Below are 23653 nucleotides of genomic sequence, written 5' to 3'. Positions count from 1 at the left end.
CTACGAATCGATACGGTTCGGTTCGGTTCGAAATCGAGTATAGGCGACCTCGCCCGCCTGGCGAATCGGCACGTCTCGTCTCGGAGTCAGTACGATGCGAGTCCATGGACGCGGGAACGGCCGACGACCCCGGCCCGGAGCGGCCCAGGCGGGGCCGTCGGCGCAGCGAGGGCAGCCGGGACGCCATCCTGCAGGCCGCCGCCGAGCTCGTCATCGAGCACGGGTACGCGGCGGTCTCCATCGAGAAGATCGCCCAGCGCGCCGGGGTCGGCAAACAGACGATCTACCGCTGGTGGCCGTCCAAGGGCGACGTCCTCATGGAGGCCCTCGCCCGCAAGGCGGACGTGCACATCACGCTGCCTGACGAGGGCAGCTGGGCCGCCGATCTGCGGCACCTGCTCGACGACAGCTTCGCGCTGGCCCGGGAACCGCAGCTCGGCGAACTACTCCGGGCTCTGATGGTCGAGGCGCAGCTGGACCCCGCGTTCGGGACGCGCTTCCGCGCCGAGTTCCTCGAGCGACGCCGCGCCGCCCTCGCCACGCTGGTCGAGCGAGCGCGCCAGCGGGGCGACCTGCCCGCCGCCCTGACCGCGGGGTTCGCCGCCGACGTCGTTTTCGGGGTGCTGTGGTACCGGCTGCTGGCCATCCCGCAGCCCTTCGACCACCACCTGACCGAGCACCTCGTGGCCCTGCTGACCGCCGGCGCGTAGCGCGGACGCTCCGACCAGGTCACCGAACTCGTGATCGACGGTTGCGGGCACTACGTCCCCAAAAAGGCACCGGAATTCCCGGCCTCGGCAGCACTGTCATCGTGCACTTCGGGCATGAACGCCACCATCCGCGGAGGTGATGCCTGAATGCCGAACCACGACCTGCTGAACTACGACCTCGACGTGTCCGAGGTGGATATCGACCTCGTCCGGTCGGACCTGGCGGCCGAGGGAGACCAGCTCGACGCCCTGGTGACGGCCGAGGACGACTGGACCAGGCCGACGCCGGCCGCGGGCTGGACGATCGCCCACCAGATCGCCCACCTCGCCGCGGCGGATGCCGACGTCGTGACCGCCGTCCGCACCCCCGACGCGTTCGAGACGGTCGTGCGGCGGACGGAAGCCGGCGGCAGCCGGTACGCCGACGACGTCGCCGCCGAGGGAGCGGCCCAACCGCGCTCGGTGCTTCTGCACCGGTGGCGCGCCGGCCGAGCCGGCGTGCAGGCGGCCCTGCAGGACGTACCGCCAGACCACGAGTTCCCCTGGTTCGGGTCCACCCTCACCCCGGCGCTCATGGCACCGCTGCGCCTGATGGAAACCTGGGCCCATGGCCAGGACGTCTTCGACGCGGTGGGCGTCGCGCACCGTCCGACGACGCGGCTGGCGGCGGTCGCCGCCCTGGGCGTGCAGGGACGGGGACTGTCGTTCGCCGCCGCCCAGCTGCCTGCCCCGCCGGAACCGTTCCGCGTCGAGCTGACCGGACCGGATGGCCAGACCTGGGCGTGGGGCCCGCAGGACGCCGCCCAACGCGTGCAGGGCAGCGCGTTCGACTTCTGTCTCCGCGTCACCCAACGCCGGCCCCGCGGCGACACCGACCTGACGGCCACCGGCGAGGAGGCGCGGACCTGGCTGGACATCGCCCGCGTCTTCCTCTGAACCGAGGTCGCAGCAGGTCGGTCACCTGATCAGGCGCACGCCCAGCGCGGCGACGGCCAGGCCCCGACGGCGAGGAGACCGAGGATCCCAGAGGCGGGGCCGGCGAGTGAAACGTCGATCCCCTTACCGAGGCGCTGCGAGAGTCGCCGCCGCTGGCGGCGGCGGCGGCGCATCCGATCACTCTCAGCTTGCGCACAGGTTGCACGGTGAGTATCTGACGTATGACGCAGCCAGAGGACACCTCCAGCGCGACGGTCCTGCCCAGCGCCGCGGTCAGCGGCGACGCTCTGGCGGTTCCGGCGACGCGCGACAGTCGCGACGGCGATCACGGCGATCACGGCAATCACGCCGCTGCGCCGGGGGCGCCCGTCGGCGCGGGCGATCCGCCGCCGGGGAGCCGGTGGCGGCGGGCGGTGCGCGGCCGGCCGGCGGATCCGGTGTGGGCCCGGCCGGCGCTCGTCGCGCTGCTCGGCGCCGCGGCGGTGCTCTACCTCTGGGACCTGGGTGCCTCGGGCCATGCGAACAGCTTCTACGCGGCGGCGGTCCAGGCCGGGACGAAGAGCTGGAAGGCGTTGCTGTTCGGATCGCTCGACTCCGGGAACTTCATCACGGTCGACAAGCCGCCGGCGTCGCTGTGGGCGATGGCGCTGTCCGGGCGAATCTTCGGCTTTTCGAGCTGGAGCATGCTCGTTCCACAGGCGCTGGGCGGCGTGGCCGCGGTCGGCCTGATGTTCGCGGCCGTGCGCAGGTGGTTCGGCCCCGCCGCCGGCCTGCTGGCCGGCTCCGCGCTGGCGCTCACCCCGGTGGCGGCGCTGATGTTCCGTTTCGACAACCCGGACGGCCTGCTCACCTTCGTCCTCGTCCTGGCCGGATACTGCCTGGTCCGCGCGATCGAGGAGGCGTCGACGAGGTGGATGGCGGCGACCGGCGCCGCGCTCGGCCTGGCCTTCCTGACGAAGACGCTGCAGGGTTTCCTGGTGCTGCCCGCGTTCGCGCTGGTCTACCTGATCGCCGCGCCGACCGGCTGGTGGCGGCGGGTGTGGCAGCTGCTCGCGGGCGGGCTGGCGATCGTGGTCGCCGCCGGCTGGTGGGTGGCGACGGTCGCACTGTGGCCGACCGGTTCGCGTCCCTACATCGGCGGTTCCACCGACAACAGCGCGCTCGGCCTGGCCTTCGGCTACAACGGCCTGGGCCGGATCTTCGGCGGTGACGGCAACCGCGGCGGTGGCGGCGGTGGGTTCGGCGGCGGTCGGGCGAACCTGGGCGAGCTGGCCAGGCGCGATCCGCAGCTGGCCGAACGGGTCCAGGCCGCGCTGGGCGGCCGCGGTGGTGGCGGCAGGGGTGGTGGCGGCGGGTTTGGTGGCGGCCGCGGGTTCGGGGGCGGCGGATTTGGGGGTGGCGCCGGCTGGGACCGGCTGTTCGGCGACCAGATCGGCGGCCAGGTCTCCTGGCTGATCCCGGGCGCGCTGATCCTGCTCCTCGGCGGCCTGTGGGTGACCCGGCGGGCGCCGCGCACGGACCGGACGCGGGCCGCGCTGCTCCTCTGGGGCACCTGGATGATCGTGACGTCAGTCGTGCTGAGCTTCGCGCAGGGCACCTTCCACCCCTACTACACGGCGTCGATCGCGCCGGGCATCGCCGGGCTGGTCGGCGTCGGCACGTGGACGCTGTGGGGCACCAGGCAGCAGAGGACGAGCCGGCTGCTGCTGGCCGCGGCGGTCGCGGCGACCGGGGCCTGGTCGTTCACTCTGCTGGACCGCACCCCGTCCTGGTATCCGTGGCTGCGGGTGGTGGTGACGGTGGCCGCCGTCGCCACGACGGCGACACTGCTGATCCGGCGGGCGCTCGTCGGCCGGATGGCCCTCGCTGTCGCGGCCTGCGGGACCGTCGCCGTCCTCGGCGGCCCGGCCGCGTTCGCTGCGGTGACCGCCACAATCCCGCAGTCCGGGGGCCAGCCGACAGCCGGGCCCGCGGTCCGCGGCGGCCGCGGTGGAAACGGCGGTCCCGGTCGCCTCGGCACGTTCGGCGGCTCAGCGGCGGCGGTCGGCCGACGCCCCGGCGGGTTCGGCGGGTTCGGCGGCGGCGCCACGAACGCCCAGCTGGCGTCGCTGCTGAAGGCCAGCCATGGCTACCGGTGGGCTGCCGCCGCGCAGGGATCCTCGGCCGCGGCCGGACTCGAACTCGCCTCGGACACGGCGGTGATGGCTATCGGTGGCTTCACCGGGCGCGACCCGGCGCCGACCCTGACCCAGTTCGAGAACGACGTCCACGCGGGCCGGGTGCACTACTTCATCGGCGCCGGCCAAACCGGTGGCGCCGGCGGGTTTGGCGGGTTCGGCCGCCGGTCCGGCGGGTTCGGCGGCCGGTCCGGCGGGTTCGGCGGCCGGTCCGGCGGGTTCGGCGGCCGGTCCGGCGGGTTCGGCGGCCGGTCCGGCGGGTTCGGCGGCCGGTCCGGCGGGCCGGGCGGCACGATCAGCACCTGGGTCCAGCAGCACTACACGGCGACGACGATCGGCGGCGAACCCGTCTACGATCTCACCGCGCCCACGACAGCATCGTCCGACAGTCCGGCGCGATCAGGCACGTAGTTCGAGCGCCCGGCCACCTCGGGCCTGACCGCAGGTCCGACGGCCTGCCCGCCGACCGGCCGATCGGCGGGCAGCGCCGACCGGGGAATGGCGTGGTGGGTCAGGCAGTCCGAGAGGTGCGCATCATAGTGAGCCGCATCTGCGGATGGGCACCATCCCCATTCCCGCGGTTACCTGGACAGCCGGCGAGTTGGGCTGGCCGGCCGAGCCGGGTGGGCGCGGCCACCCGATGGGGACGCGGGCATCCTACAGCTCGCCCCGGAAGGCGCGGTGCGCAAGCGAGGCGACCAGCTCGTCCTGCTCCACCAGGCTGGCTTGGTGGGCGACTTTGATTCTTTCAAGAGCGCGGACTCGGTTCGCGAACTCCTTCTGGACTTCCATGGGAGGAAGCTCGATCTCCAGGCCCAGGAGGCGCGACTTCGAGATGTTCGGCATGGACGCGGAACTGCCGCTGGCGAGCCCCTGAACCTTTCGGCGCTTCTCCGGATGGGTGAGCAGCCGGTGGAGGTAGACGGGGTCGACCGCACTCCGCGGCTCGACCACGAGTCGAAAGATCAGATCCGGCAGCAGAAGACGCGCAGGCGTCGCGTCCACGAGCGCGCAGGCCGCAACCAGTTCGCGGGTGTTCTTGCGGGAGAAAAGCAGGTCTCCGGGCCTGACCTCACAGGCGGAGAACGCAGCGACATCCGGCGGAAGGGCCTTGTTCTCCCCCGCCCGGTAGACACAGCTCGTCACGGCTCCGAGCTTCAGGACGCCCCATTCTCCGGGCCGCGCAGGGCGGTCGAGGCACACCGGGCTCCTACCGCTGTCGATCCTGACGACCAGCTCGGAGAGCGGGACCCTCCGCCACCCTCGCTCATTCTGCACCGGGTTGCCGAACATGACGGAGAAGATCGACTGCGCCAGCTCCTCGAGACGGGCGATCGTCTCGCGACGCCGCGCTCGGATCGTGTCCGCCTGGTCGAGCATCTGCTCGATCCGCTTCTGTTCCGACAGCGGGGGCAGCGGGACCGCGATCCTGGCGGTGGCCGACTTCGAAAGCTCCTTGAAGGTCGCGCCGTTGCCGAGGCTCTGCAGGCGGGACCGCTGGCATCTCAGCCAGTGGTAAAGGTAGCCGGGCAGTGCCCTCGAGGTGTCGGGGACGAGACTCTTGAAGCCCTGGTTGGTCGCCATCGGCCGCGCGTTGATCGCGACAGAGCCGATAGGGGCGCGCGAGGTGAGGAGAACGGATCCGGCAGGCAGGACATGAGTCGCACAACTACGGAGCCCAGCCTCGGTGATGGCCCGTGAGGTCGAGGCCAGGAATTTTGAGTTCAGACTTCCCAGATCCCTGGGCGTAGCCCAAGGAATTTCTCCACCCCAGTATTCCTCGCTGGCCGTTTTCGGCGTCGCACCGGAGATGATCTCACAGAACTCGCCGAGCGGAGTCGCCGGGTAACCACTCATCCGAGGAGTCCCTTCAGCTCGGACATGCCCTGCTGGATGTCGGATTCCAGGCGCTCCATCTCCGCCAGGATCTCCAGCGGCGGGCGGTTCCTGACCTCGTTGTGAACGATCTCCTGGTACCGGTTGAGGCTCAGGTCGTAGCCGTTGGCGGCGATCTCCGCCCTGGGGACGCAGAAGCTCTGCTCGGTGCGGGTGCGCCTGCGTTCGGCGCCGAGGCGCCCACCCCAGCGCCTCAGCACGTCAGGCAGATTGTTCTTCGCGTGGTCCGCCTCGTCCAAGGGGGCGAACGGAACCACGCCGAGCTTGTCCTCGGGCAGCAGGGGGGCGCGCTTGTCGTCCAGGCTCCAGCCGTCGGCGGTCACGTCGTAGAACCAGACGTCGTCGGTGCCGCCGCTGTCGGTACGGGTGAAGAAGAGGATGGCGGTGGAGACTCCGGCGTAGGGCTTGAAAACGCCGCCGGGCAGCTTGACCACCGCCTCCATCTTGTGATCCTCGACCAGGATCCTCCGGAGCTCCCGGTGCGCCCTGGTCGAACCGAACAGGACGCCGTCCGGCACGATGACCGCGGCCCTGCCGCCCAGTCCGAGCAGGCGCAGGAAGAGAGCGAGGAACAGCAGCTCGGTCTTCTTGGTCCTGACGACGGCGAGCAGGTCCCTGGCGGTCGTCTCGTAGTCGAGGCTACCGGCGAACGGCGGGTTGGCCAGAACCAGCGAGTATTCTCCGGCGTCACCCGCGGCGCTCTGGGCAAGCGAGTCGCGGTAACGGATGTCGGGTTGCTCGACGTCGTGCAGAAGCATGTTCATGCTGCCGATGCGCAACATCGTGTTGTCGAAGTCGAAGCCGTGGAACATCTCGTGACCGAAATGCCGGCGCGCGCCCGGGTCGAGCAGGGTCTCGGGGTGGGTTCGACCGAGGTAGGCAGCACTCTCGACCAGGAATCCGGCCGTCCCGCAGGCCGGGTCACAGATCCTGTCGCCGGGAGTCGGGGCCGTCATCTCGACCATCAGCTGGATGATATGTCGCGGGGTGCGGAACTGGCCGTTCTGACCGGCTGTGGCAATCTTGCTGAGCATGTACTCGTACAGGTCACCCTTGGTGTCGTGCTCGTCGAGCGGAAGGGCGTCGAGCATGTCGACGACCTTTGCCAGCAGATTCGCCGTCGGAATGGTGAACCGGGCGCCCCTCATGTGCTCCTGGTAGGTCGAGCCCTCGCCCCCGAGTTCGCGCAGCCACGGGAAGACCCTGTCCCGCACGACGGCGAACATCTCGTCGGGGCTGCCCAGCGCCCGGAAGCGCGACCAACGCAGTTCGTCGGTCGCGTCCGAATACACCGGGCGCTCGATCGGCCGGCCGGTGCGCTTCGCCTTGTTCATCATGGTGCTCTGGATGGCGTCCAGGCGCCGGATAAACATCAGGTAGGTAATCTGCTCGATGACCTCCAGTGGATTGGAGATCCCTCCCGACCAGAACGCGTCCCAGACCCGGTCGATCCCGCTCCGTAGACCACCTGTAAGCACGAAGGGAGCCTACCGGTGCGTAGTCGCGTCCGGTGTCGCCCCTGACCCCCTTATCAACAAATCCACAAGGGGCCACGTCTCACGGCATAGGTCGTCAGCGGAGGGATGATCTGCGCACGAGTAGCCGGCGAGCGCACGTCGGGCTGCGCCTGCGCGTCGAGCGGCCGGTCGACCGCGAGGAACTCGTGGTACCGGTACTCGCTCAACGCTCGTCCTGCGCGTCGGCTCCGGTGACGGGCGTCGCACGGAAGCCGGAGTCGTCTCCATGTGGAAGAACAGGTGCCCGCTGAGCGTGCCGTCCTCGCCCAGCGCGGCCCAGCCGCGCCCGCTGACCTCGTCGCCGTCATCGTCGCCGTTCCAACTGAACTCGAGGAGGGGTCGGCCGTCGCGCTCGGTGGAACGGCAGTCCAGCCAGCCGCGGACGGCGATGAACCCGACCTGGCCGGTCCCGTCCTTGGCGAACTCGATGAACCCGGGCTCGACGAGGTCTATGGCCTCCTGATCCCACAGGTCCATCTCCACGATCCGCCACCGCCCGGTCAGGCTCGCCGTCCGGTCCTCCGTGCTCGCCATGGTCGGGTCATGTCGGCCCTTGCGTCCCGAGGGCGACGATCCGTCTCGCCTCGTCGATGGCTGCGTCGAAACCGGCCTCCGGGTCTCGGAGGAGCAGCTCCGTGGCGCGGGCATGCGCGCACACCGCCGGGTCGGCACTCGCCATTGCCGTCTGCAGGGCCGGCTCGATCACATCTCCGAGTGCGACGAGGGCTCGGCTCAGACTCAGGTGCACCGACCGGTCGCCGCGGCCGAGTTGTGCGGCCAGTTCCGCGGCCAGCCCTTCTTTTTCCCGGGCGGGCACGAGGACGACGGCAGCACGCCACGCGCTTCGCGCCACCTCGTCGACGGGGTCGTGCAGCAGCGACCGCGTGATCGAGGGCCACGCACTCCCGTCCCCGATCTTGGACAGCGTGTGCAGCGCCTGGCTTCGGGCCTGGGCGCGCTCGGACTGCAGCTCCGTGCGGAGTCTGGGCACCGTGATCTCCACCGGGAGACGGGTCAATGCCCAGGTGAGCATGTCGCGCACGAAGAAGTCCGGCTCGACCGCGCACCGTTCCACGAGCGCCTCGAGGAGGCCGGAGTCGGGGTTCGTGCCAACCACCAGGGTCGCCTGAAGCCGCGTCGACGAGTCTGCGGCGCTCAACGCGCTGAGCGTGCGGGCGTCAAGGGTGGAATACGCGAGGCGAGCAGAAGCTTGGCCAGGTGCACCCGGGGGATCGGTTCTCCCAGCCATTGGCGGTAATTCCACCGAGCTACCGTAGCTCCGGACTGCCTGTGGCCGCAGGAAGCGGCAGGACGCGACAGGCCTCATTGACGGCACATTCGCGGCCGGCCTCGTCGATCGCGCTCGATCTCCTGGTCGACCGCGTCGCCTACTCCAAGGTCGTCGGCGCTCAGCTCAGGCCGGTGGCGGCGCAGGCCTCGGGCAGCGTCGACCAGCCGGTGCCGAGCAACAGCCAGCCGTCGTGGCCGGCCAGGCGGTTGGTCGGATCGTGGACCTTGACCTGCCAGCTGCCGGCGCTGGTCTCCCGGGCGTAGGCGCTCTTGCCCCGGTGCGTGCCGTAGTAGCTGCCGAGATCCGCTGCCGGTTGGGCCCGCACGGAGGTGGGCACGCTTTCGGAGGTCATGGGTGGCTCCCGCGGGGCGGTCACCGGGGCACCCGGCGGTGAGCAGTGATGCTCGCGGGGTGCGGCGTGGGCGGCAGTCCCCGACCCGGGTCGGCTGGTTCTCAGCATCCCCAGGCTACGCCCCCTCCTCCACCCGAGACGGTGATCGCCTTCGCGCTCGGTGACGAAGGTGCCCTGTCCGGCGCCGCGCGCGGGTGACTTACTGGTCTACGGTTCGGGGCGCGGCGATGTTGATGCGACGCTCACCCATGAGGGGCTGCTGCTGTGGACGATGACGATCTGGCGGCGAGCCTGACGGGACTGTCGGGGCTGTTGACGGGGCTCCGGCCGGTGCGCGAAACGCTGATTCAGATCGCGGAGTTCGCGGTGCAGGCCATTCCGGGGGCGGAGGGCGCCGGCCTGACGATGCTGGAGGACAACCGGGCCCAGACGGTGGTGGCCAGCGCCGAATTCGTGCAGGTGGTGGACGACGTCCAGTACCGGCTGGGCGAGGGGCCGTCCCTGCTGGCGGTGCAGTCGAGGCGCACGCAGTCGTCGGGGTCGTTGGGCGGGGAGACGCGCTGGCCACGGTTCGGCCCACGGGTGGGGCGGATGGGGGTGCACAGCGTGCTCTCGCTGCCGTTGCTGCTGCCCGATCGGGTGGTGGGAGCGATGAACGTTTACGCCCATGCCAAGGACGCGTTCGGGCCCAATGCGATTCGGATCGGGGAGCTCTTCGCCCAGCCGGCGGCGGTATCGGTACGCAACGCCCAGGTCCTGGCGCAGGCGCAGCGACTGGCCGCGCAGTTGCAGGAGGCGTTGACCAGCCGCGCTGTCATCGACCAGGCGCTGGGGATCATCATGAGCCGCACGGGGAGCGGCCCCGAGGAGGCATTCGAGCGGCCGCGGGCGATGAGCCAGTCCCAGCACCTCAAGGTTGCGCAGCTGTCGCGGGTGCTGGTGGATGAGGCGGTGCACCGCGCCCGCGCCCGGCAGGCCCCCGAGGGCAGGACAACACCGCACCCTGATCCGCGCTGATCCGCGCAGGGCGGGAGAATGCGTTCACCATGACCTGTTGACGTTCACGTCGACCCGCTGGCATTGACAGCAGGCGGTCGCCGTGCGCACCAGTGCGACGCCGTTCAGGTGACGCTGGCCGGCCGAGCCGGGTGGGAGCGGACACCCGGCTCGGCCGTGGTCACCGGGCGAGGTTGATGAGGTCGAACGGTTGGTCCTGCCAGCGCTCCGGGGTGGCGGTCGCGACCGCGGCGCCGTCGATGCGCTCCGGAGTCGGGGTGGCCGCGTAGCGGGTGTGGGCGGCGGCCCAGCTCTCCTCCCGGGCGACGGCGAGGGCGGCGGGCAGGTCGAGGTCCAGCACGATCACCGCAGGCAGGGAGGCGATGTGCTCGGCCACGCCTCGACGGGCCCGGTCCGCTTCGACCAGTGCGCACGTCGGGGCGTACAGGTAAAGGTCGTCACCGCGGTCGGCCCGGGCGACCAGGCGCGAGGCGGCGACATTGCCGCCACCGAGGGCGAGCATCGCCGTCTGGTCGAGCACGACGTGCGCCGGCGCGCTCACCGGCGGACTCGGTCGAGCATCGGATCGAGCTTGGCGTCGATCTCCGCGATCTCCGCCTCCGTCGGGTTGTAGCCGTTCCAGGCCCGCAGGATGGCCAGCGTGCGCCCGGACCGCTCGGCACGCTCGCCCGGGGTCATCGCGGAGTCGGAAAGGCGGGTGAGGTAGGCCCGCAGGGACATTCCCTCCGCGGAGGCGATGCGGGCGAGCCGGTCACGTACCTCGGTGGGAACCCGGATGTCGGCGTCGGTCATGGCCATGTTTCCTCCGGTCATCTCGGTGGACGGGTCATGTCTGCAGACGGACAGTGCTCGGTCAGCGTACGCCGCGTGGGAGCCATCTGGATCATCTTTGAAGCAAATGCTGTCCGCCATGTGCAGACCGCCAAGAGCAACGGGGAGACCACCGTTGCCGCCGGTCCGGCACGGTCGAGCTATCCGCGCGGGTCGGCGGTCACCTCGTCGCGGGTGAGCAGGGAGGCGAGGTCGGCGGCGGCCCGGCCGGACGCCCAGCCCTCCCGGTCGGTCGCGCTCACCGACCGGGCGACGATCTCCGGGAACATCGTCTCCGTCGCCTCCCGGACGGAGTCCGTCCGGGCTGCGAGCACGGGCAGCAGGCGGCCGTCACCCGCCTCGGCCGCGGCCTGCTCGCTCACCTGCTCGGTCGCGGCCATCAGGCGTTGGCCGATGCGGACCGCGAACGAGGCGAGGAAGGACTGCCGGAACGACCTGGTGCGGGATCGTCCCGCGCGGTCCTGGCGGGACCCGGCCGTCATCATCGCCGCGGTCGCCTGGACCAGCAGCGACGTGTAGAGCAGCTCCACGGCGTCGAGGTCGGGTCGGAAACCGATGACCGTCGCGAACCCGAGGCTCTTCGACCATACCGAGCGGCACCGGTTCGCCTCCGCGACCACGTCGAGCAGGCTGGCCTTGGCCACCTCGTAGGAACTGTCGATGCCGACCCGGCAGCCGGCCGGGGCGTCGCGGGAGCCCTCCCCCGCCGCGGCCGCGAGCAGCGCCTCGTCGATGCTGTGCCGGGCCATCAGCTCCTGGGCCTTGGCGGTGAGCGCCTCGGCCTCCTCGGCGAACTCGGTCGACTCGGCCTTCGCCAGCAGCGCCCGGACCTTGTCGAGGATGCGCGGATTCGTGCGCGGATCGGGCTGCGGCCCGGACGCCTGGCCGGCCGCGGTTCCCCGGCCGTGTCCGTGGCCGTCTCCGACTCCGTGCCCGTCTCCGTGGCCGTCTTCCTCTCCGTGGCCGGCGGTGTCGCGTCGCGCGGTGCCCGGCGGGGGGCACAGCGTCTCGATCTCGGGCAGGGTGTTCAGCACGCCGAGCAGGTCGAGCGTGTCGACGAGGACCTCCGCCCGGTCCCGGTTCTCCCGCTCACCCCAGGCGTCGAGCCACGCGTCGTCGCGGTCCCACCACACCGTGGCGTCGAGTGCCTCGAGCTGCGCCCTCCACCGCTCGTCGACGGTGGCGGCCGCGTACCGGCGCATCTGCAGGGCGATCGCGTCGACGGCGAGCCGCGCGTGGCGCGGGCCGGCCCGGCGGTGCACGATCCGATGCACGTCGACCGGCTGCCAGCCGCGCTGCCAGGCGGCCTCGACGCTGCGGTCGGCCCAGCCGGTCAGGGATCGATGGACGGCCCGACGTCCGCTCGGCCCGCCCGACGTGGCAACGAGCGACTCCACGCAGGCGGCCAGCGCCGCGTCGTCCTGGTCGATCAGGGCGTTCATCGCCGCCACGACCAGCCGGTCGATCCTCTCCGCCAGCAACTCACGGCGGCTGCGCTCCTCGTAGAACGGCCCCGCCGCCGGCCCGGCCGCCTGATCGCGGCCGCGGCTCGCGCGGGCCTTCTGCTTGGCTTTGCGTCGTTCACGGTTCCGGCTGCCCACGATCACCTCGCACGTTCTCCCGCCCGGAACTGCCTGCCAGCGCCGAGTATCGCAACCCTCGCATGACGGCCTGAACGGATCTGCGGTGGGATAGCCGTGCTTTCCTGTGGTCCCGACCTGGATTCGTCGAGATGCACGCTGACAATTCAGCGCTGCAGCCCGTTCCACGACCATCGCGGGATGAACAGGCCCACCGGAACGTCGTCGGCGGAGTCGTGGTAGGACGACATGGTCGTCGTGGTGGCCCAGGCGAAGTAGTCGTGCAACGCCCGCCGAAGAGGTTCACCGAGGTGCGGCCGGACGTCCGCCAGCGCCTGGTCGAAGCAGGCGATCGCCCGGCGGTCCATCTCCTCGTGCGGACCGTTGCCGCTGTGCATCCGCACGACCGACGTCTCGTCACCGTAGGCGTCGGAGTACGAGGCAGGACCGCCGAGGGCCTCCGCCCAGTACGCGGCGAGTCGCTCGCTGTGCCGCGGGTGGAACCCGTGGCTGAACGCGTGGCTGACGACCTCGTCGGCCATCACCCGCCGATGCCACGCCTGCGCCAGCCGGAGCAGACCCTCGCTGCCGCCCACGGCCTCGTAGATGGTCTGCATGACCCGAGGATGCCACGCCGGCCAGCGTCCACCTCTCCCGGACACCGGCGGCCAGGCCACCGCCTCGGACGCCTCATCGGCAGGGCCGCCGTCGCGGCAGCCTCCGCGATGATGTTGATCGGAGCCTGGTGCAGGGACCGGGTCGGCGCGCCCAGCGCGGGCGAGAGCTCGGCAATCACGACGGAGCCGTCGTCGTCGAGGTGTCCGCCGAACGCCTCGTACAACGGAGGCAGGATCGTGTCGTCGTCGAACTCGTCCACGGGATTGTCAATGGGTTCGAACCCGTCGGGGACGACGCCGAGATCGAACCCGCTTCCGGTCGTGATCGCGATCAGCCGCTCGGGATCGTCCGCGTCGACGACGACGGATCGGCTGAATCCCATCGCGTCCAGCATGGAGTAGGTCATCGTCACCGGTGCCACCATCGCGGCGACTCCCTGGTAGTCGAGCCACCAGGGCTCGACCGCGAGCACGCACAGCGGTGCGGCCATGATTCCCCCCGCGCTGTTGCGCATGTCGGTCCGCAGGGGCATCGTCTCGCGGGTCGCCCCACGGTCGAGGTGGGGATTGTCCTTCCCCAGATACCGATAGCTCATCAGCGCCCGATACGACTGCTCGAACAGTCGCGTCGCTTCCGTCCTGTCCAGGGTCATCGCTTCGTCGCCCTCGCTCACACGGTCGGTTCCGGGGACGTCAGCGTCCGGCGGCCCGGGATCCGGCGGGGATGGTCCACAGCCGGATCGTGTGGTCTCGGCCCCCGCTGGCGAGGAGGCGGCCGTCCGGGGAGAACGCGACGGACTGCACGAAATCGGTATGGCCGGACAGGGGCGGTCCCAACGGGCGGGGATGCGCACGGTCGGTCACATCCCACAGGCGTATCGTCTGATCGAAGCTGGCGCTTGCCAACGTGCGGCCGTCCGGGGAGAACGCCACCGACCACACGGTGCTGGTGTGCCCGGACAGTGCCCTGCCCAGCGGCGCCGGGGCGGCCGGGTCGGTGATGTCCCACAGGCGCACGGTGGTGTCCTTGCTGCCGGTCGCCAGCGTCCGCAGATCCGTGGAGAACGCGATCCCGTACACCGACCCGCGGTGGCCGCTCAGCGGGCGGCCGAACATCCGGGGATGGGCCAGATCGCTCATGTCCCACAGCCCCACCGAGTTGTCTCCGGCGGGACCGGCCAGAACGGTGCCGTTCGGGGCGAGTACCGGTCTTGCCCAACTGTTGTCGGTATGACCCGTCGGGAACCGGCTTCGCGGCTGCGGATGGGCCGGGTCGCTCACGTCCCACACCCGCACGACGCCGTCGGTGTTGCTCTCGACGAGGGTGCGGTCGTCCCGGTAGAACTCCACCGAGCTCACCGGGCCGGCATCGGCGGGCGGCACCATCGTGGGTGGATGTGGGTGGGCCGGGTCGGAGACGTCCCAGAGCCGGACCGTGGCGTCCCAGTTGCCGCTGGCGAGGAGGCGGCTGTCCGGGGAGAAGGCCAGCGACACCACGCCGTCGGTGCGGCCGGGCAGGGGCGGACCGAGTGCGTGGGCGTGGGCGGAGTCGGAGACGGCCCACAACCGGACCGTCCCGTCCTTGCTGGCGCTGGCGAGGAGGCGCCCGTCCGTGGAGAACGCCACCGAGGTCACCCAGTTGGTGTGGCCGGTCAACGGCGGCCCGAGCGGTTCCGCGGCGGGGGGATCCACATCCTGGTGACTGGCGACGACGGTGACCACCGTGCCGGCGACGGCCAGCAGCAGCGCCGCCGCAACGGCGAGGAGGCGCCGGCGGCCCCGGCGGCCGGCGGGCGGCTGCGGGGTCGGACGGCGATCCGGCTGCGCGCGATGGCGGCGGCGGTCGGGGCTCCCCCTGGGCGCCAACGCCGGCGGCGACGAGGCCGGCGATGACGAGGCCGGCGGCGACGAGGCCGGCGGCGACGAGGCCGACGGCGACGCCGCGTGGATGGTGGCCGGGGGCCGCTCGGCGGCGAGGCGGACGTCGTCGTCGAGCCGCAGCGGAACACCCGAGCGGGCGATCCACCCCGGGCCGTAGGCGCTGGCGGCGGCCCGGGCGAGTTCGAGCGCGAACACCTGCGCGGACTGCGGCCGGTCGGCCGGGTTCTCCGCGAGCGCCCGCGTGACCACCTCGGCGACCGGCGCGGGCACCCTGACCGGCGTCCGCAGGTCACGGGCGCCTCGCTTGCCCCGCACCGCGCCGGCGGACTGGTTCGGCTCGCCCGGCGTCACCCCGCCGAGCAGCAGGTACAACACCATGCCGAGCGCGTACAGATCCGTGGCCGCCCCCAACCGGCCGCCCGCCCGCTGCTCGGGTGCCATGAACAGCGGGGTCCCGATCACCGCACTCGCGTTGCCTGCCCCGCCCAGTACCAGCTTCGCGATGCCGAAGTCCGCCACCTTCGGCATCCCGGCGAGGTCGAACAGCACGTTGTCGGGCTTGATGTCCCGGTGCAGCACACCCTCGGCGTGCGCGCAGGACAGAGCCCCGGCCACCGCCAGGCCGACCGCGCACGCACCCGGCTGGCTCAGCGTGGTCCGGCGGCTGGTCAGCGTGCCCCCGCCAAGCATTTCCATGACGATCAGCCGGAGGTCGCCGGTCTCCACGTAGTCGTAGACCCGGACGATGTGGGCATGATCAAGGCGGGCGAGGATCCGCGCCTCGGCGGCGAAACCGGCCGCCGCCCGGTCGTAGCCACCGGCGGTGAGTACCTTGATCGCGACGTCGCGCTGCAGGCGGCGGTGCCACCCGGCCAGCACGAGCCCGAAGCCACCCGCCCCGAGCTGGTCGCCCAGCTCGTAGCCCGGCAGGGCCGCGCCGACCCGCTTCCGATCCACGATCACGCCGGGACCCGCTCCTCGCCAACCTTTCCCTAAAACCACCCCAGATCCGTCCATCTCACCCGACACGATGCGTGATCCTATGGCCTTGCTCCGCATCCACGACAGTGGCTCGACGTCCCCCCTTCCGGACAGGAGGGGGACCACTCGTAGCCAGGACGGGCCGCGACAACGAGCTGGTCGGCGCATCACTTGGCACAACCGTCAAGAAAGGGCAGGCTGTGGTGCGGGACACGTCGAGTGGACGAGTCGATTGGACGAGGAGCACACGTTGCGGTTCGTGTACCAGTATCCCGAGACCAACGGCACCGAGGCTGACCTGCTGGACGCCGGTGACGTGGGCGAGCTCGCCGTCGCCGCCGAGGCCGCCGGTTTCCACGGGTTCGCCTTCACCGAGCATCCGATCCCCGGCGCCCGCTGGCTTGCCTCAGGTGGCCACCAGTCGCTCGATCCGTTCGTCGCGCTCAGCGCCGCGGCCGCGGTCACCACCCGGCTGCGGTTGCTGACCTATCTGGCCGTGGTGCCCTACCGCAACCCGTTCCTGCTGGCGAAGTCCGCCGCGACCCTGGACAAGATCTCCCACGGCCGCCTCACCCTCGGCGTCGGCACCGGCTACCTGAAGGCCGAGTTCTTCGCCCTCGGCGTCGACTTCGACGAGCGCAACGAGCTGTTCGACGAGGCCCTCGAGGTGCTGCCGCTGCACTGGAAGGGCGAGCCGTTCAGCTACCAGGGCAAGCACTTCACGGCGCGTGACGTGATCGCCCGGCCCCGGCCGGTGCAGGACCCGATCCCGATTTGGATCGGTGGCAACTCCAAGCTGACCCTGCGCCGGGTCGCGCAGAAGGTGCAGGGGTGGATGCCGCTCGGGGGGCCGGCGGAGCTGTTCACCACCACCAGGACCGCCCAGCTCGCGACCACCGAGGCCATGGCCGCGAAGATCCGCGAACTGCGGGACCTGGCCGGCGAGCGCGCATCGCAGCTCGACATCGCCCCGGCCTATCTCGACGCCACCATCAACCGCCCCGACCACGAGGCCGACCGTCACCGCGAGGCGTTCCAGACCCTCGCCGACGCCGGCGTCACCAACCTGATCATCTCGGCGCCGGGCGGGTCACCCAAGGAGTCGCTCGAGTTCATCGAGACCTTCGGCGCCACCTACCTCTGACCCCCCGATCCTGACGCTGGCCCCGGGACGCGCGTCGTCTCGACCGGACGGGCCGGTCGAGACGGTCGGTCTGAGCCGCCGTCCGGTCAGGGATGCCGCCCAGGAAGGCCTGGGCGGCATCTGCCTGACGCAGGACGTCCGCACTCCCGGTGCCGGTGTCGGCCTCGATCAGCAGGTCGGAGGAGCCGGGTCCGGGTAGTCGGCCGCGCGGCCCCCGGGCCCCGCCGGCGCATTGGCGAAATGGGTGGTGCCAACCTCTCCCCACGCACCGCGGTAACCGAACCAGGGTTGCTGACCCGCGTCCACCAGATGCGCGTAGGTGTTCCACCGTTCACCCATGGTGGTGACATCACGCCGATCCGGCCCCGTGAGGAGACCCGCGGTCGGATAGTTCGCGTGGGTATCCAATGCGCTGAAGGCGACGATACGACCATCCCTCTTTTGGGAGCCTTGTTCCAGGAGAGCTGGCAGGCGCCATCGTGCTGGGAGTAGGCGACGGCGGTCGCCTGGTCGCGCCCGTCCAGCTTGCTCCAGATCCGCTCCCAGTCACCTTCGTGATCCAACGCCGTCAACTTTCCGGCAGTCACATTGTTGAAGACATAGAAGAAGCAATAGGTAATGCACTCTCCGCGTTTGTACTGGTAATAGACGGGCGCGCGGGATCCCACGTCATCCCCGATTCCATGCCGATCGGCATTCGATGGTTGAGGTAGAACCCATCCTTCTTGGATAGACCATTCTTGTGGTCTTCTCCAAGGGCAGTCCACTCGTTCGACCGGAACACGCGCCCTTCCTTACTGCACCGCGCCAGCCCGGTCTCCGCTCTGGATCCGTACCCCCCGAATTTCAGCCGCCTCAGCCCGATCGCACCTCTCGGGCGTTCATCGCGAGCCACTGTTCCCCACGGGAGCGATAGACGGTCGGGGCGTATCTCTGCACGGGGCCGACAAGTCCGTAACTCAGGCGCCTCACGTCCGCCATGGTGATACTCGAAAAACGGGGACCCCGCTCCCGCACCCAACCAGCATTCAGATCGATTGATTCCACCGAGCACCAGGAGTCGCGGCGGTGGGGCAGAACCTCGGGCCTCGAACCGTGGTCGGCCTCGGCATCATCTGACCGCCACCTCGCCGGACGGCAGCGCCAGCGGGCTGGCGACTATCGGTCTGCGCGGTGGCCGGCGGAGAGTCCTTGACGGCCCGGAAAGGGTGGAGTGAGAAGGTTCTTCCTATATGTCCGCAGAGGCGGCAGACCGGTGATCGGCTTAGAGGTGAGGCTGTGGTGGATGGGAGCGCGTCGCTGCTCGGACGGGATTCCGCGCTCGGACGGGACTCGCTGCTCGGATGGGGCGACGTCCAGGGGGTTCCGGTCGATCGGCTGTCGTACGGCGGCGCTGGCGCAGGGAGGGGAGCCCCCCAGCGGAAGCCGAGGTGGGTGAAGCTTCAGCTGCGGGCCGAACGGGTGACCAGGCGACGGGTGCGGCGGACCGTTGTCGCCGCCGCTGTCCTCACCGTCGGCCTGGCGGGCTGCGGAGGTTCGGTCGCTGGCGGGGAGCCGAGCGGGCGGCCTGCGGCCTCCCCCTCGGCGACGGCCTCCCCCTCGGCGTCGGTCGACCGCGTCGGGGCCGGGATGGGCGGCGCGGGAACCAGCGGTGCGGGAACGGCCGGTGCGGGGACGGCCGGAGTGGGGACGACCGGTGCACGGCAGGGGGAGGCGGTGTCCGCCACGGCGACCGGGCTCTCTGTCCCCGGCGCGGGCGGCGCGGCGCACGGCGCCCCTGCCGCCGGCAGCGCCGGAGCGGGCACAACGGCGCCGCGGGCCGCCGAGCCGGCGCGGATCCCGCCGTCTGCGGTCCCGGCCGGTCGGGGCGGCGCCGCGCCACCCGCGGCCGCCGGCACCGGCGGAGCTGGCACTGGCGGGGCTGGCGCCGGCTCGCCCCAGGGGATCAGTCGGACCTTCTACGGCGCCAACAGTCCGGGCGAGAACCTGCCCCAGCGCAAGGCGGGACCCAACGCCAACTCGGGGGGACCGGGGCTGGTGGTCACCTACCCGCCGGCGTCGCCGTTCGTGGTACCCCAGTGCCACAAGCCCGAGCGGTGCCGCGGCGACTCCGCGCAGCAGCCGACCCCTGCCCCGCCGTCGTCCACCGGCGCGTCCACCCACTGACCCGCCCGCCGAGCGCGGACGGGCCCGGCTGGCGGCCGGCTAGCTAGGTGCGGTTGTGCGTGCCCTGGTCGATGGGCAGGGCGACGCCGGTGACGTAGCGGCCCTCGTCGCTGACCAGCCACAGCAGTGCGTTGGTCACGTCGATCGGTTCGATCCAGGGACGACCGAGCGGCGAGACCTTCGCCAGCGTCGCCTTGGTCTCCGCCAGGCCCGGGGCCTCGAGGTCGGGTCGGAAGAAGCGGTGCTGGGACCGGTTCTCGGTCACCATCGGCGTGCCCACGGTCCCGGGGCACAGGGCGTTCACGCGGATGTCATGGCGGGCCAGCTCGTTGGCGAGGGTCAGGGCCAGGCCCACGACGCCGTGCTTGCTCGCGTTGTAGGCGCCGAGGTGCGGGATCCCGGCCAGGCCCGCCCCCGAGCTCGTGAGCACGATGGCCCCGCCGCGGCCGGCGGCGATCATCGGCGGGACGACCGCGCGGATCGTGTTGAACACCCCGGTCAGGTTGACGGCGATCTGGTCGTCCCACTCCTGCGCCGTGATCTCCCAGAGCTTCGCCAGCCGGGGGGAGATCCCGGCGTTGGCCGACACGACGTCCAGCCCGCCGAGCTCGGCGACCCCGCGCGCCACCAGGTCCGCCACGGCGTCGAAGTCCCGGACGTCGGCCTTGTCCCACACCACCCGCCGGCCCGCGGCCTCGACCGCCGCCACCGTCTCGGCCAGATCGTCTCCGGTCCCCAGGGGGTAGTCGAGCGTCGGCAGGTCCTCGAGGACGTCGAGCAGGATCAGATCGGCGCCCTCCTGCGCGAGCCGCACGGCGTGGGATCGTCCCTGCCCGCGGGCCGCGCCCGTGACGAGCGCAACCTTGCCCTCAACCCGACCCATCGCCGCACTTCCTCCCGACGTGACCCATCCGTCAGAAATACCACGTCCCCCGCCCGCCGTGCTGCGAGGCGGGTGGGGGACGTGCGCCGTTGCGAACGGCTGCGGCCGGGGTGGCCCAGGGTCAGCCGAGCAGCGCGAGGGCCTCGTTGAAGCTCTTCGAGGGGCGCATGATCTCGGTGGCCTTCACCGGGTCGGGCTGGTAGTAGCCGCCGATGTCGGCCGGGTTGCCCTGCACGGCGAGCAGCTCCTCGGCGATGGTCTGCTCCTGGTCGGTGAGGGTCTTCGCCAGGGGGGCGAAGGCCTCGGCCAGGGCGGCGTCGTCGGTCTGGGCGGCCAGCTCCTGCGCCCAGTACAGGGACAGGTAGAAGTGGCTGCCGCGGTTGTCGATGCCGCCGACGCGCCGCGCCGGGGACTTGTCCTCGTTGAGGAACGTGGCGGTCGCCCGGTCGAGGGTGTCGGCGAGGACCTTCGCCCGGGAGTTGCCGGTGGACAGGGCGAACTGCTCGAAGCTCACCGCGAGCGCGAGGAACTCACCGAGGCTGTCCCAGCGCAGGTAGTTCTCCTTGACGAGCTGCTGGACGTGCTTGGGCGCGGAGCCGCCGGCGCCGGTCTCGAACAGGCCGCCGCCGTTCATCAGCGGGACCACCGAGAGCATCTTGGCGCTCGTGCCGAGCTCCAGGATGGGGAACAGGTCGGTGAGGTAGTCGCGCAGCACGTTGCCGGTGACGGAGATGGTGTTCTCGCCGCGGCGGATCCGCTGCAGCGAGAACGCGATCGCGTCGACCGGCGCTTTGATCTCGATCGTGAGGCCGGCCGTGTCGTACTCGGGCAGGTAGGCCTGGACCTTCTCGATCAGGCGGGCGTCGTGGGCGCGGGCGGCGTCCAGCCAGAACACCGCCGGGTCGCCGGTGGCGCGGGCGCGGGTGACGGCGAGCTTCACCCAGTCCCGGATGGGGGCGTCCTTCGTCTGGCAGGCGCGGAAGATGTCGCCGGCGCTGACAGCCTGCTCCAGCACGGCCTCGCCGGCGGCGTTGACCACGCGGACGGTGCCGGTGGTGGCGATCTCGAAGGTCTTGTCGTGGCTGCCGTACTCCTCGGCCTTCTGCGCCATGAGGCCGACGTTGGGCACCGAGCCCATCGTCGCCGGGTCGTAGGCGCCGTGCGCGCGGCAGTCGTCGATGACGACCTGGTAGATGCCGGCGTAGCTGGAGTCCGGCAGCACGGCGAGGGTGTCGGCCTCGGCGCCGTCCGGGCCCCACATGTGGCCGGAGGTGCGGATCATCGCCGGCATGGAGGCGTCGACGATGATGTCGCTCGGTACGTGCAGGTTGGTGATGCCGCGGTCGGAGTCGACCATCGCCAGGGCCGGGCCCTCGGCGAGCTCGGCCTCGAACGACGCCCTGATCGCCGCGCCGTCGGGCAGCGCGTCGAGGCCCTTGAGGATGCCGCCGAGGCCGTCGTTCGGGGTCAGCCCGGCGGCCGCGAGTACCTGGCCGTAGGTGGCGAACGTCCTCGGGAAGAAGGCGCGGACCCCGTGGCCGAAGATGATCGGGTCGGAGACCTTCATCATCGTGGCCTTGAGGTGCAGGGAGAACAGCACTCCCTCGGCCTTCGCCCGGGCGATCTGCGCGGTGAGGAACTCGCGCAGCGCGGCGACCCGCAGGACGGCGGCGTCGATGACCTCGCCGGCGAGCACCGGCAGGGCGGGCAGCAGGACGCTGGTGCTGCCGTCGTCGCCCACCAGCTCGATCCGCAGGGTGTCGTCCGCGGGCAGGATCACGGACTTCTCGGTGGAGCGGAAGTCGTCGGCGCCCATGGTGGCGACGTTCGTCTTCGACTCGGCGCTCCACGCGCCCATCCGGTGCGGGTGCGCGCGGGCGTAGGCCTTCACCGAGGCGGGGGCGCGACGGTCGGAGTTGCCCTCGCGCAGCACCGGGTTGACGGCGCTGCCCTTGATCCTGTCGTAGCGGGCGCGGATGTCGCGCTCGGCGTCGGTACGCGGGTCGTCGGGGTAGTCCGGCAACGCGTAGCCCTGCTGCTGCAGCTCGGCGACCGCCGCCTTGAGCTGCGGGATCGACGCCGAGATGTTCGGCAGCTTGATGATGTTCGCCCCGGGGGTCTTCGCCAGCTCACCGAGCTCGGCGAGCGCGTCGTCGATGCGCTGCCCGGGTTCGAGATGCTCGGGGAAGCTGGCGATGATCCGCCCCGCGAGGGAGATGTCGCGGCTCTCCACCGGGACGCCGGCCGTCGCCGCGTACGCCTGCACCACCGGCAGGAACGAGTACGTGGCCAGGGCCGGGGCCTCGTCCGTGTGGGTATAGATGATCGTCGAATCAGTCACCGAGACTCCGCTTCACGTCTACTCCGTCTGGGTATCAAGATATGCCGCGCCGGGACCCGCCACCGTGATCACAGCGATGGGTGTGGGCGGGTGCTCGTCGACGAGCCGGCGCCGCTGTGGTCACGATCAGGGCCGTGGCCGGGCACGCCATGGCCGGCGCGCAGGTGGAGCGCGTCGATCGAGTTCGAACGCGGAATCGACACCGAGAGGGTCGGCGAGTCGCCGCCGGGATTCTACGGCACCCGGTTCGCGCGGGTGTGCTCCCGGACGGCCGGCCTGCGGCAACCTGGCCCCGGGTGGCCGCCTTCGTGGCGGTCCGGCCGGGCCGGTGCCACCCGTGGGTGCCCGTCGCGGGCAACGAGGCGAGCACGCGGGCTGCCGATTCTCGACCCCCCATCTGGTGTGACACAGTTCATCCGGAAAATCCGTGGACGGCCGCCTCGGGCAGGATCACGCGGCCGACCGGCCGGTTCGTGTGGGGCGGGGCCAACGGGGTAGATCGTCCGCCATGACCGCCAGCACCGACATCTCCGACCCGTCCGGCCCGGGCCGGCGCGCCGACCAGGAGGACCCGGAGTCCGCACAGGAGCGCCGCAACCGCAACTGGGCCGACATCCTGCAGGAGCTGCGGGTGGCCCAGACGGGCGTGCAGCTGCTGACCGCCTTCCTGCTGGCCTTGCCGTTCCAGAACCGCTTCGCCGACCTCACCGACGGTCAGGAGTGGCTCTACCTCGCGATCGTACTGCTGTCGATCACGGCCACCGGATTGTTGATCATGCCGGTGAGCCTGCACCGCGCCCTGTTCCGCCGGCGGGAGAAGGAGACGCTGGTCCAGATCGCCAACCGGCTCGCCCAGGTCGGGCTCGCCGTGCTGGCCCTGGCGATCTCCGGGGTGGTCCTGCTGATCTTCGACGTCACCAAGGGCCGGACCACGGCCGCGGTCGCCGCGAGCGCCACCCTGGTCGTCCTGGCGGTGCTGTGGGCGGCGATCCCGGCGTTGATCACCCGGTCGGGCACGGAGGACTGACGCACACGGAGGACTGAACCTATGCGCAAGGGCCTGATGACCCTCGCCCTCGCTGTCGCGCTCCTCACCGGGGGCGTGGTGGCCTGTCAGGATTCCGCCTGCGCGGCCGCTCCCGTCGTGCTCGCACGTGGCGGAGGCGGCGGCCACGGCGGCGGAGGGGGCGGCCACGGCGGAGGGGGCGGCGGGCACGGGGGCAGCGGCGGGCACGAAGGCAGCGGCGGGCACGGGGGCGGCGGCGGGCGGGCGGCGCCGCACGGGTCCGGCAGCGGTCACGACGACTGCGACGACTGACTCCGAGCAGGGCCG

Annotated in this window: 20 protein-coding genes; 8 read left to right on the top strand and 12 right to left on the bottom strand. The window is 71.3% G+C overall.

Annotation, left to right across the window (positions count from 1 at the left end):
* Positions 1 to 104: 104 nt before the first annotated feature.
* The 3 genes from FRAAL_RS14500 (at position 105) to FRAAL_RS35835 (ending at position 4234) form a co-directional block, all read left to right on the top strand.
* Positions 105 to 710 carry a TetR/AcrR family transcriptional regulator gene (locus FRAAL_RS14500; RefSeq protein ID WP_011604468.1) on the top strand — a complete coding sequence of 202 codons (606 nt, stop codon included), beginning with the start codon at positions 105 to 107 and terminating at the stop codon, positions 708 to 710.
* Positions 711 to 857: 147 nt separating this feature from the next.
* Positions 858 to 1646: a TIGR03084 family metal-binding protein gene (locus FRAAL_RS14495; RefSeq protein ID WP_011604467.1), complete on the top strand. Its 789-nt coding sequence runs from the start codon at positions 858 to 860 to the stop codon at positions 1644 to 1646.
* 221 nt (positions 1647 to 1867) lie between these two features.
* Positions 1868 to 4234: an ArnT family glycosyltransferase gene (locus FRAAL_RS35835; RefSeq protein ID WP_011604466.1), complete on the top strand. Its 2367-nt coding sequence runs from the start codon at positions 1868 to 1870 to the stop codon at positions 4232 to 4234.
* Between the two features lie 246 nt (positions 4235 to 4480).
* Here FRAAL_RS35835 and FRAAL_RS14485 read toward each other — a convergent pair whose 3' ends face one another.
* The 4 genes from FRAAL_RS14485 to FRAAL_RS14465 all read right to left on the bottom strand — a co-directional run bounded on the left by FRAAL_RS14485 (position 4481) and on the right by FRAAL_RS14465 (position 8879).
* Positions 4481 to 5680 (bottom strand): restriction endonuclease subunit S, encoded by a 1200-nt coding sequence (locus FRAAL_RS14485; protein ID WP_011604465.1) that lies wholly within the window; start codon positions 5678 to 5680, stop codon positions 4481 to 4483.
* A complete protein-coding gene (locus FRAAL_RS14480; RefSeq protein WP_011604464.1) occupies positions 5677 to 7197 on the bottom strand; it encodes a type I restriction-modification system subunit M in 1521 nt (506 codons plus the stop codon). The genes FRAAL_RS14485 and FRAAL_RS14480 overlap by 4 nt, the downstream gene beginning before the upstream one ends.
* A 580-nt stretch (positions 7198 to 7777) precedes the next feature.
* Positions 7778 to 8395 (bottom strand): HEAT repeat domain-containing protein, encoded by a 618-nt coding sequence (locus tag FRAAL_RS14470; RefSeq protein ID WP_050997126.1) that lies wholly within the window; start codon positions 8393 to 8395, stop codon positions 7778 to 7780.
* A gap of 250 nt (positions 8396 to 8645) precedes the next feature.
* On the bottom strand, positions 8646 to 8879 hold the full coding sequence (locus tag FRAAL_RS14465) for a hypothetical protein (protein ID WP_011604460.1): 234 nt from the start codon (positions 8877 to 8879) through the stop codon (positions 8646 to 8648).
* A gap of 264 nt (positions 8880 to 9143) precedes the next feature.
* On the opposite strand from FRAAL_RS14465, the gene FRAAL_RS14460 reads away from it, so the two are divergent.
* Positions 9144 to 9896 carry a GAF and ANTAR domain-containing protein gene (locus FRAAL_RS14460; RefSeq protein ID WP_011604459.1) on the top strand — a complete coding sequence of 251 codons (753 nt, stop codon included), beginning with the start codon at positions 9144 to 9146 and terminating at the stop codon, positions 9894 to 9896.
* 160 nt (positions 9897 to 10056) lie between these two features.
* On the opposite strand, the gene FRAAL_RS14455 is transcribed toward FRAAL_RS14460, so the two are convergent.
* The 6 genes from FRAAL_RS14455 to FRAAL_RS14430 form a co-directional block, all read right to left on the bottom strand.
* On the bottom strand, positions 10057 to 10437 hold the full coding sequence (locus FRAAL_RS14455) for a PIN domain-containing protein (RefSeq protein ID WP_011604458.1): 381 nt from the start codon (positions 10435 to 10437) through the stop codon (positions 10057 to 10059).
* Positions 10434 to 10688, bottom strand: coding sequence for a hypothetical protein (locus FRAAL_RS14450; protein ID WP_041939327.1), 255 nt, complete (start codon positions 10686 to 10688; stop codon positions 10434 to 10436). Before FRAAL_RS14450 ends, FRAAL_RS14455 begins: the two co-directional genes overlap by 4 nt.
* 179 nt (positions 10689 to 10867) lie before the next feature.
* Positions 10868 to 12328, bottom strand: coding sequence for a DUF2786 domain-containing protein (locus FRAAL_RS14445; RefSeq protein WP_011604456.1), 1461 nt, complete (start codon positions 12326 to 12328; stop codon positions 10868 to 10870).
* A 146-nt stretch (positions 12329 to 12474) separates the two neighbouring features.
* On the bottom strand, positions 12475 to 12924 hold the full coding sequence (locus tag FRAAL_RS14440) for a group II truncated hemoglobin (RefSeq protein ID WP_041939326.1): 450 nt from the start codon (positions 12922 to 12924) through the stop codon (positions 12475 to 12477).
* Positions 12849 to 13598 carry a hypothetical protein gene (locus FRAAL_RS14435; protein WP_011604454.1) on the bottom strand — a complete coding sequence of 250 codons (750 nt, stop codon included), beginning with the start codon at positions 13596 to 13598 and terminating at the stop codon, positions 12849 to 12851. The genes FRAAL_RS14440 and FRAAL_RS14435 overlap by 76 nt, the downstream gene beginning before the upstream one ends.
* Before the next feature lie 19 nt (positions 13599 to 13617).
* The gene (locus FRAAL_RS14430; RefSeq protein ID WP_041939325.1) at positions 13618 to 15768 is read right to left on the bottom strand and encodes a WD40 repeat domain-containing serine/threonine protein kinase; all 2151 of its coding nucleotides are present in this window, start codon (positions 15766 to 15768) and stop codon (positions 13618 to 13620) included.
* A 250-nt stretch (positions 15769 to 16018) separates the two neighbouring features.
* Between FRAAL_RS14430 and FRAAL_RS14425 the strand changes: the two genes are divergently transcribed.
* Positions 16019 to 16930 (top strand): LLM class F420-dependent oxidoreductase, encoded by a 912-nt coding sequence (locus FRAAL_RS14425; RefSeq protein ID WP_011604452.1) that lies wholly within the window; start codon positions 16019 to 16021, stop codon positions 16928 to 16930.
* A 1434-nt stretch (positions 16931 to 18364) separates the two neighbouring features.
* Complete coding sequence (locus FRAAL_RS35830; RefSeq protein ID WP_041939324.1) at positions 18365 to 19096, top strand: hypothetical protein; 732 nt, start codon at positions 18365 to 18367, stop codon at positions 19094 to 19096.
* A 43-nt stretch (positions 19097 to 19139) separates the two neighbouring features.
* Here the strand turns inward: FRAAL_RS35830 and FRAAL_RS14415 are convergent, their stop codons facing one another.
* Both FRAAL_RS14415 and FRAAL_RS14410 read right to left on the bottom strand, forming a co-directional pair.
* A complete protein-coding gene (locus FRAAL_RS14415) occupies positions 19140 to 19979 on the bottom strand; it encodes a mycofactocin-coupled SDR family oxidoreductase (protein WP_011604446.1) in 840 nt (279 codons plus the stop codon).
* 121 nt (positions 19980 to 20100) lie between these two features.
* Entirely contained in the window at positions 20101 to 22320 is a 2220-nt protein-coding gene (locus FRAAL_RS14410) for an NADP-dependent isocitrate dehydrogenase (RefSeq protein ID WP_011604445.1), read from the bottom strand.
* Positions 22321 to 22828: 508 nt separating this feature from the next.
* Here FRAAL_RS14410 and FRAAL_RS14405 point away from each other — a divergent pair.
* Both FRAAL_RS14405 and FRAAL_RS33550 read left to right on the top strand, forming a co-directional pair.
* On the top strand, positions 22829 to 23347 hold the full coding sequence (locus tag FRAAL_RS14405) for a DUF6328 family protein (protein ID WP_011604444.1): 519 nt from the start codon (positions 22829 to 22831) through the stop codon (positions 23345 to 23347).
* Between the two features lie 21 nt (positions 23348 to 23368).
* Positions 23369 to 23638, top strand: a complete 270-nt coding sequence (locus FRAAL_RS33550) for a hypothetical protein (RefSeq protein WP_050997125.1) — start codon at positions 23369 to 23371, stop codon at positions 23636 to 23638.
* The last annotated feature ends 15 nt before the right edge of the window (positions 23639 to 23653 follow it).

Source organism: Frankia alni ACN14a, assembly GCF_000058485.1.
Classification (GTDB): domain Bacteria; phylum Actinomycetota; class Actinomycetes; order Frankiales; family Frankiaceae; genus Frankia; species Frankia alni.
Note: the sequence above shows the minus strand (reverse complement) of the source record. Positions and strands in the feature narration are given on the sequence as shown.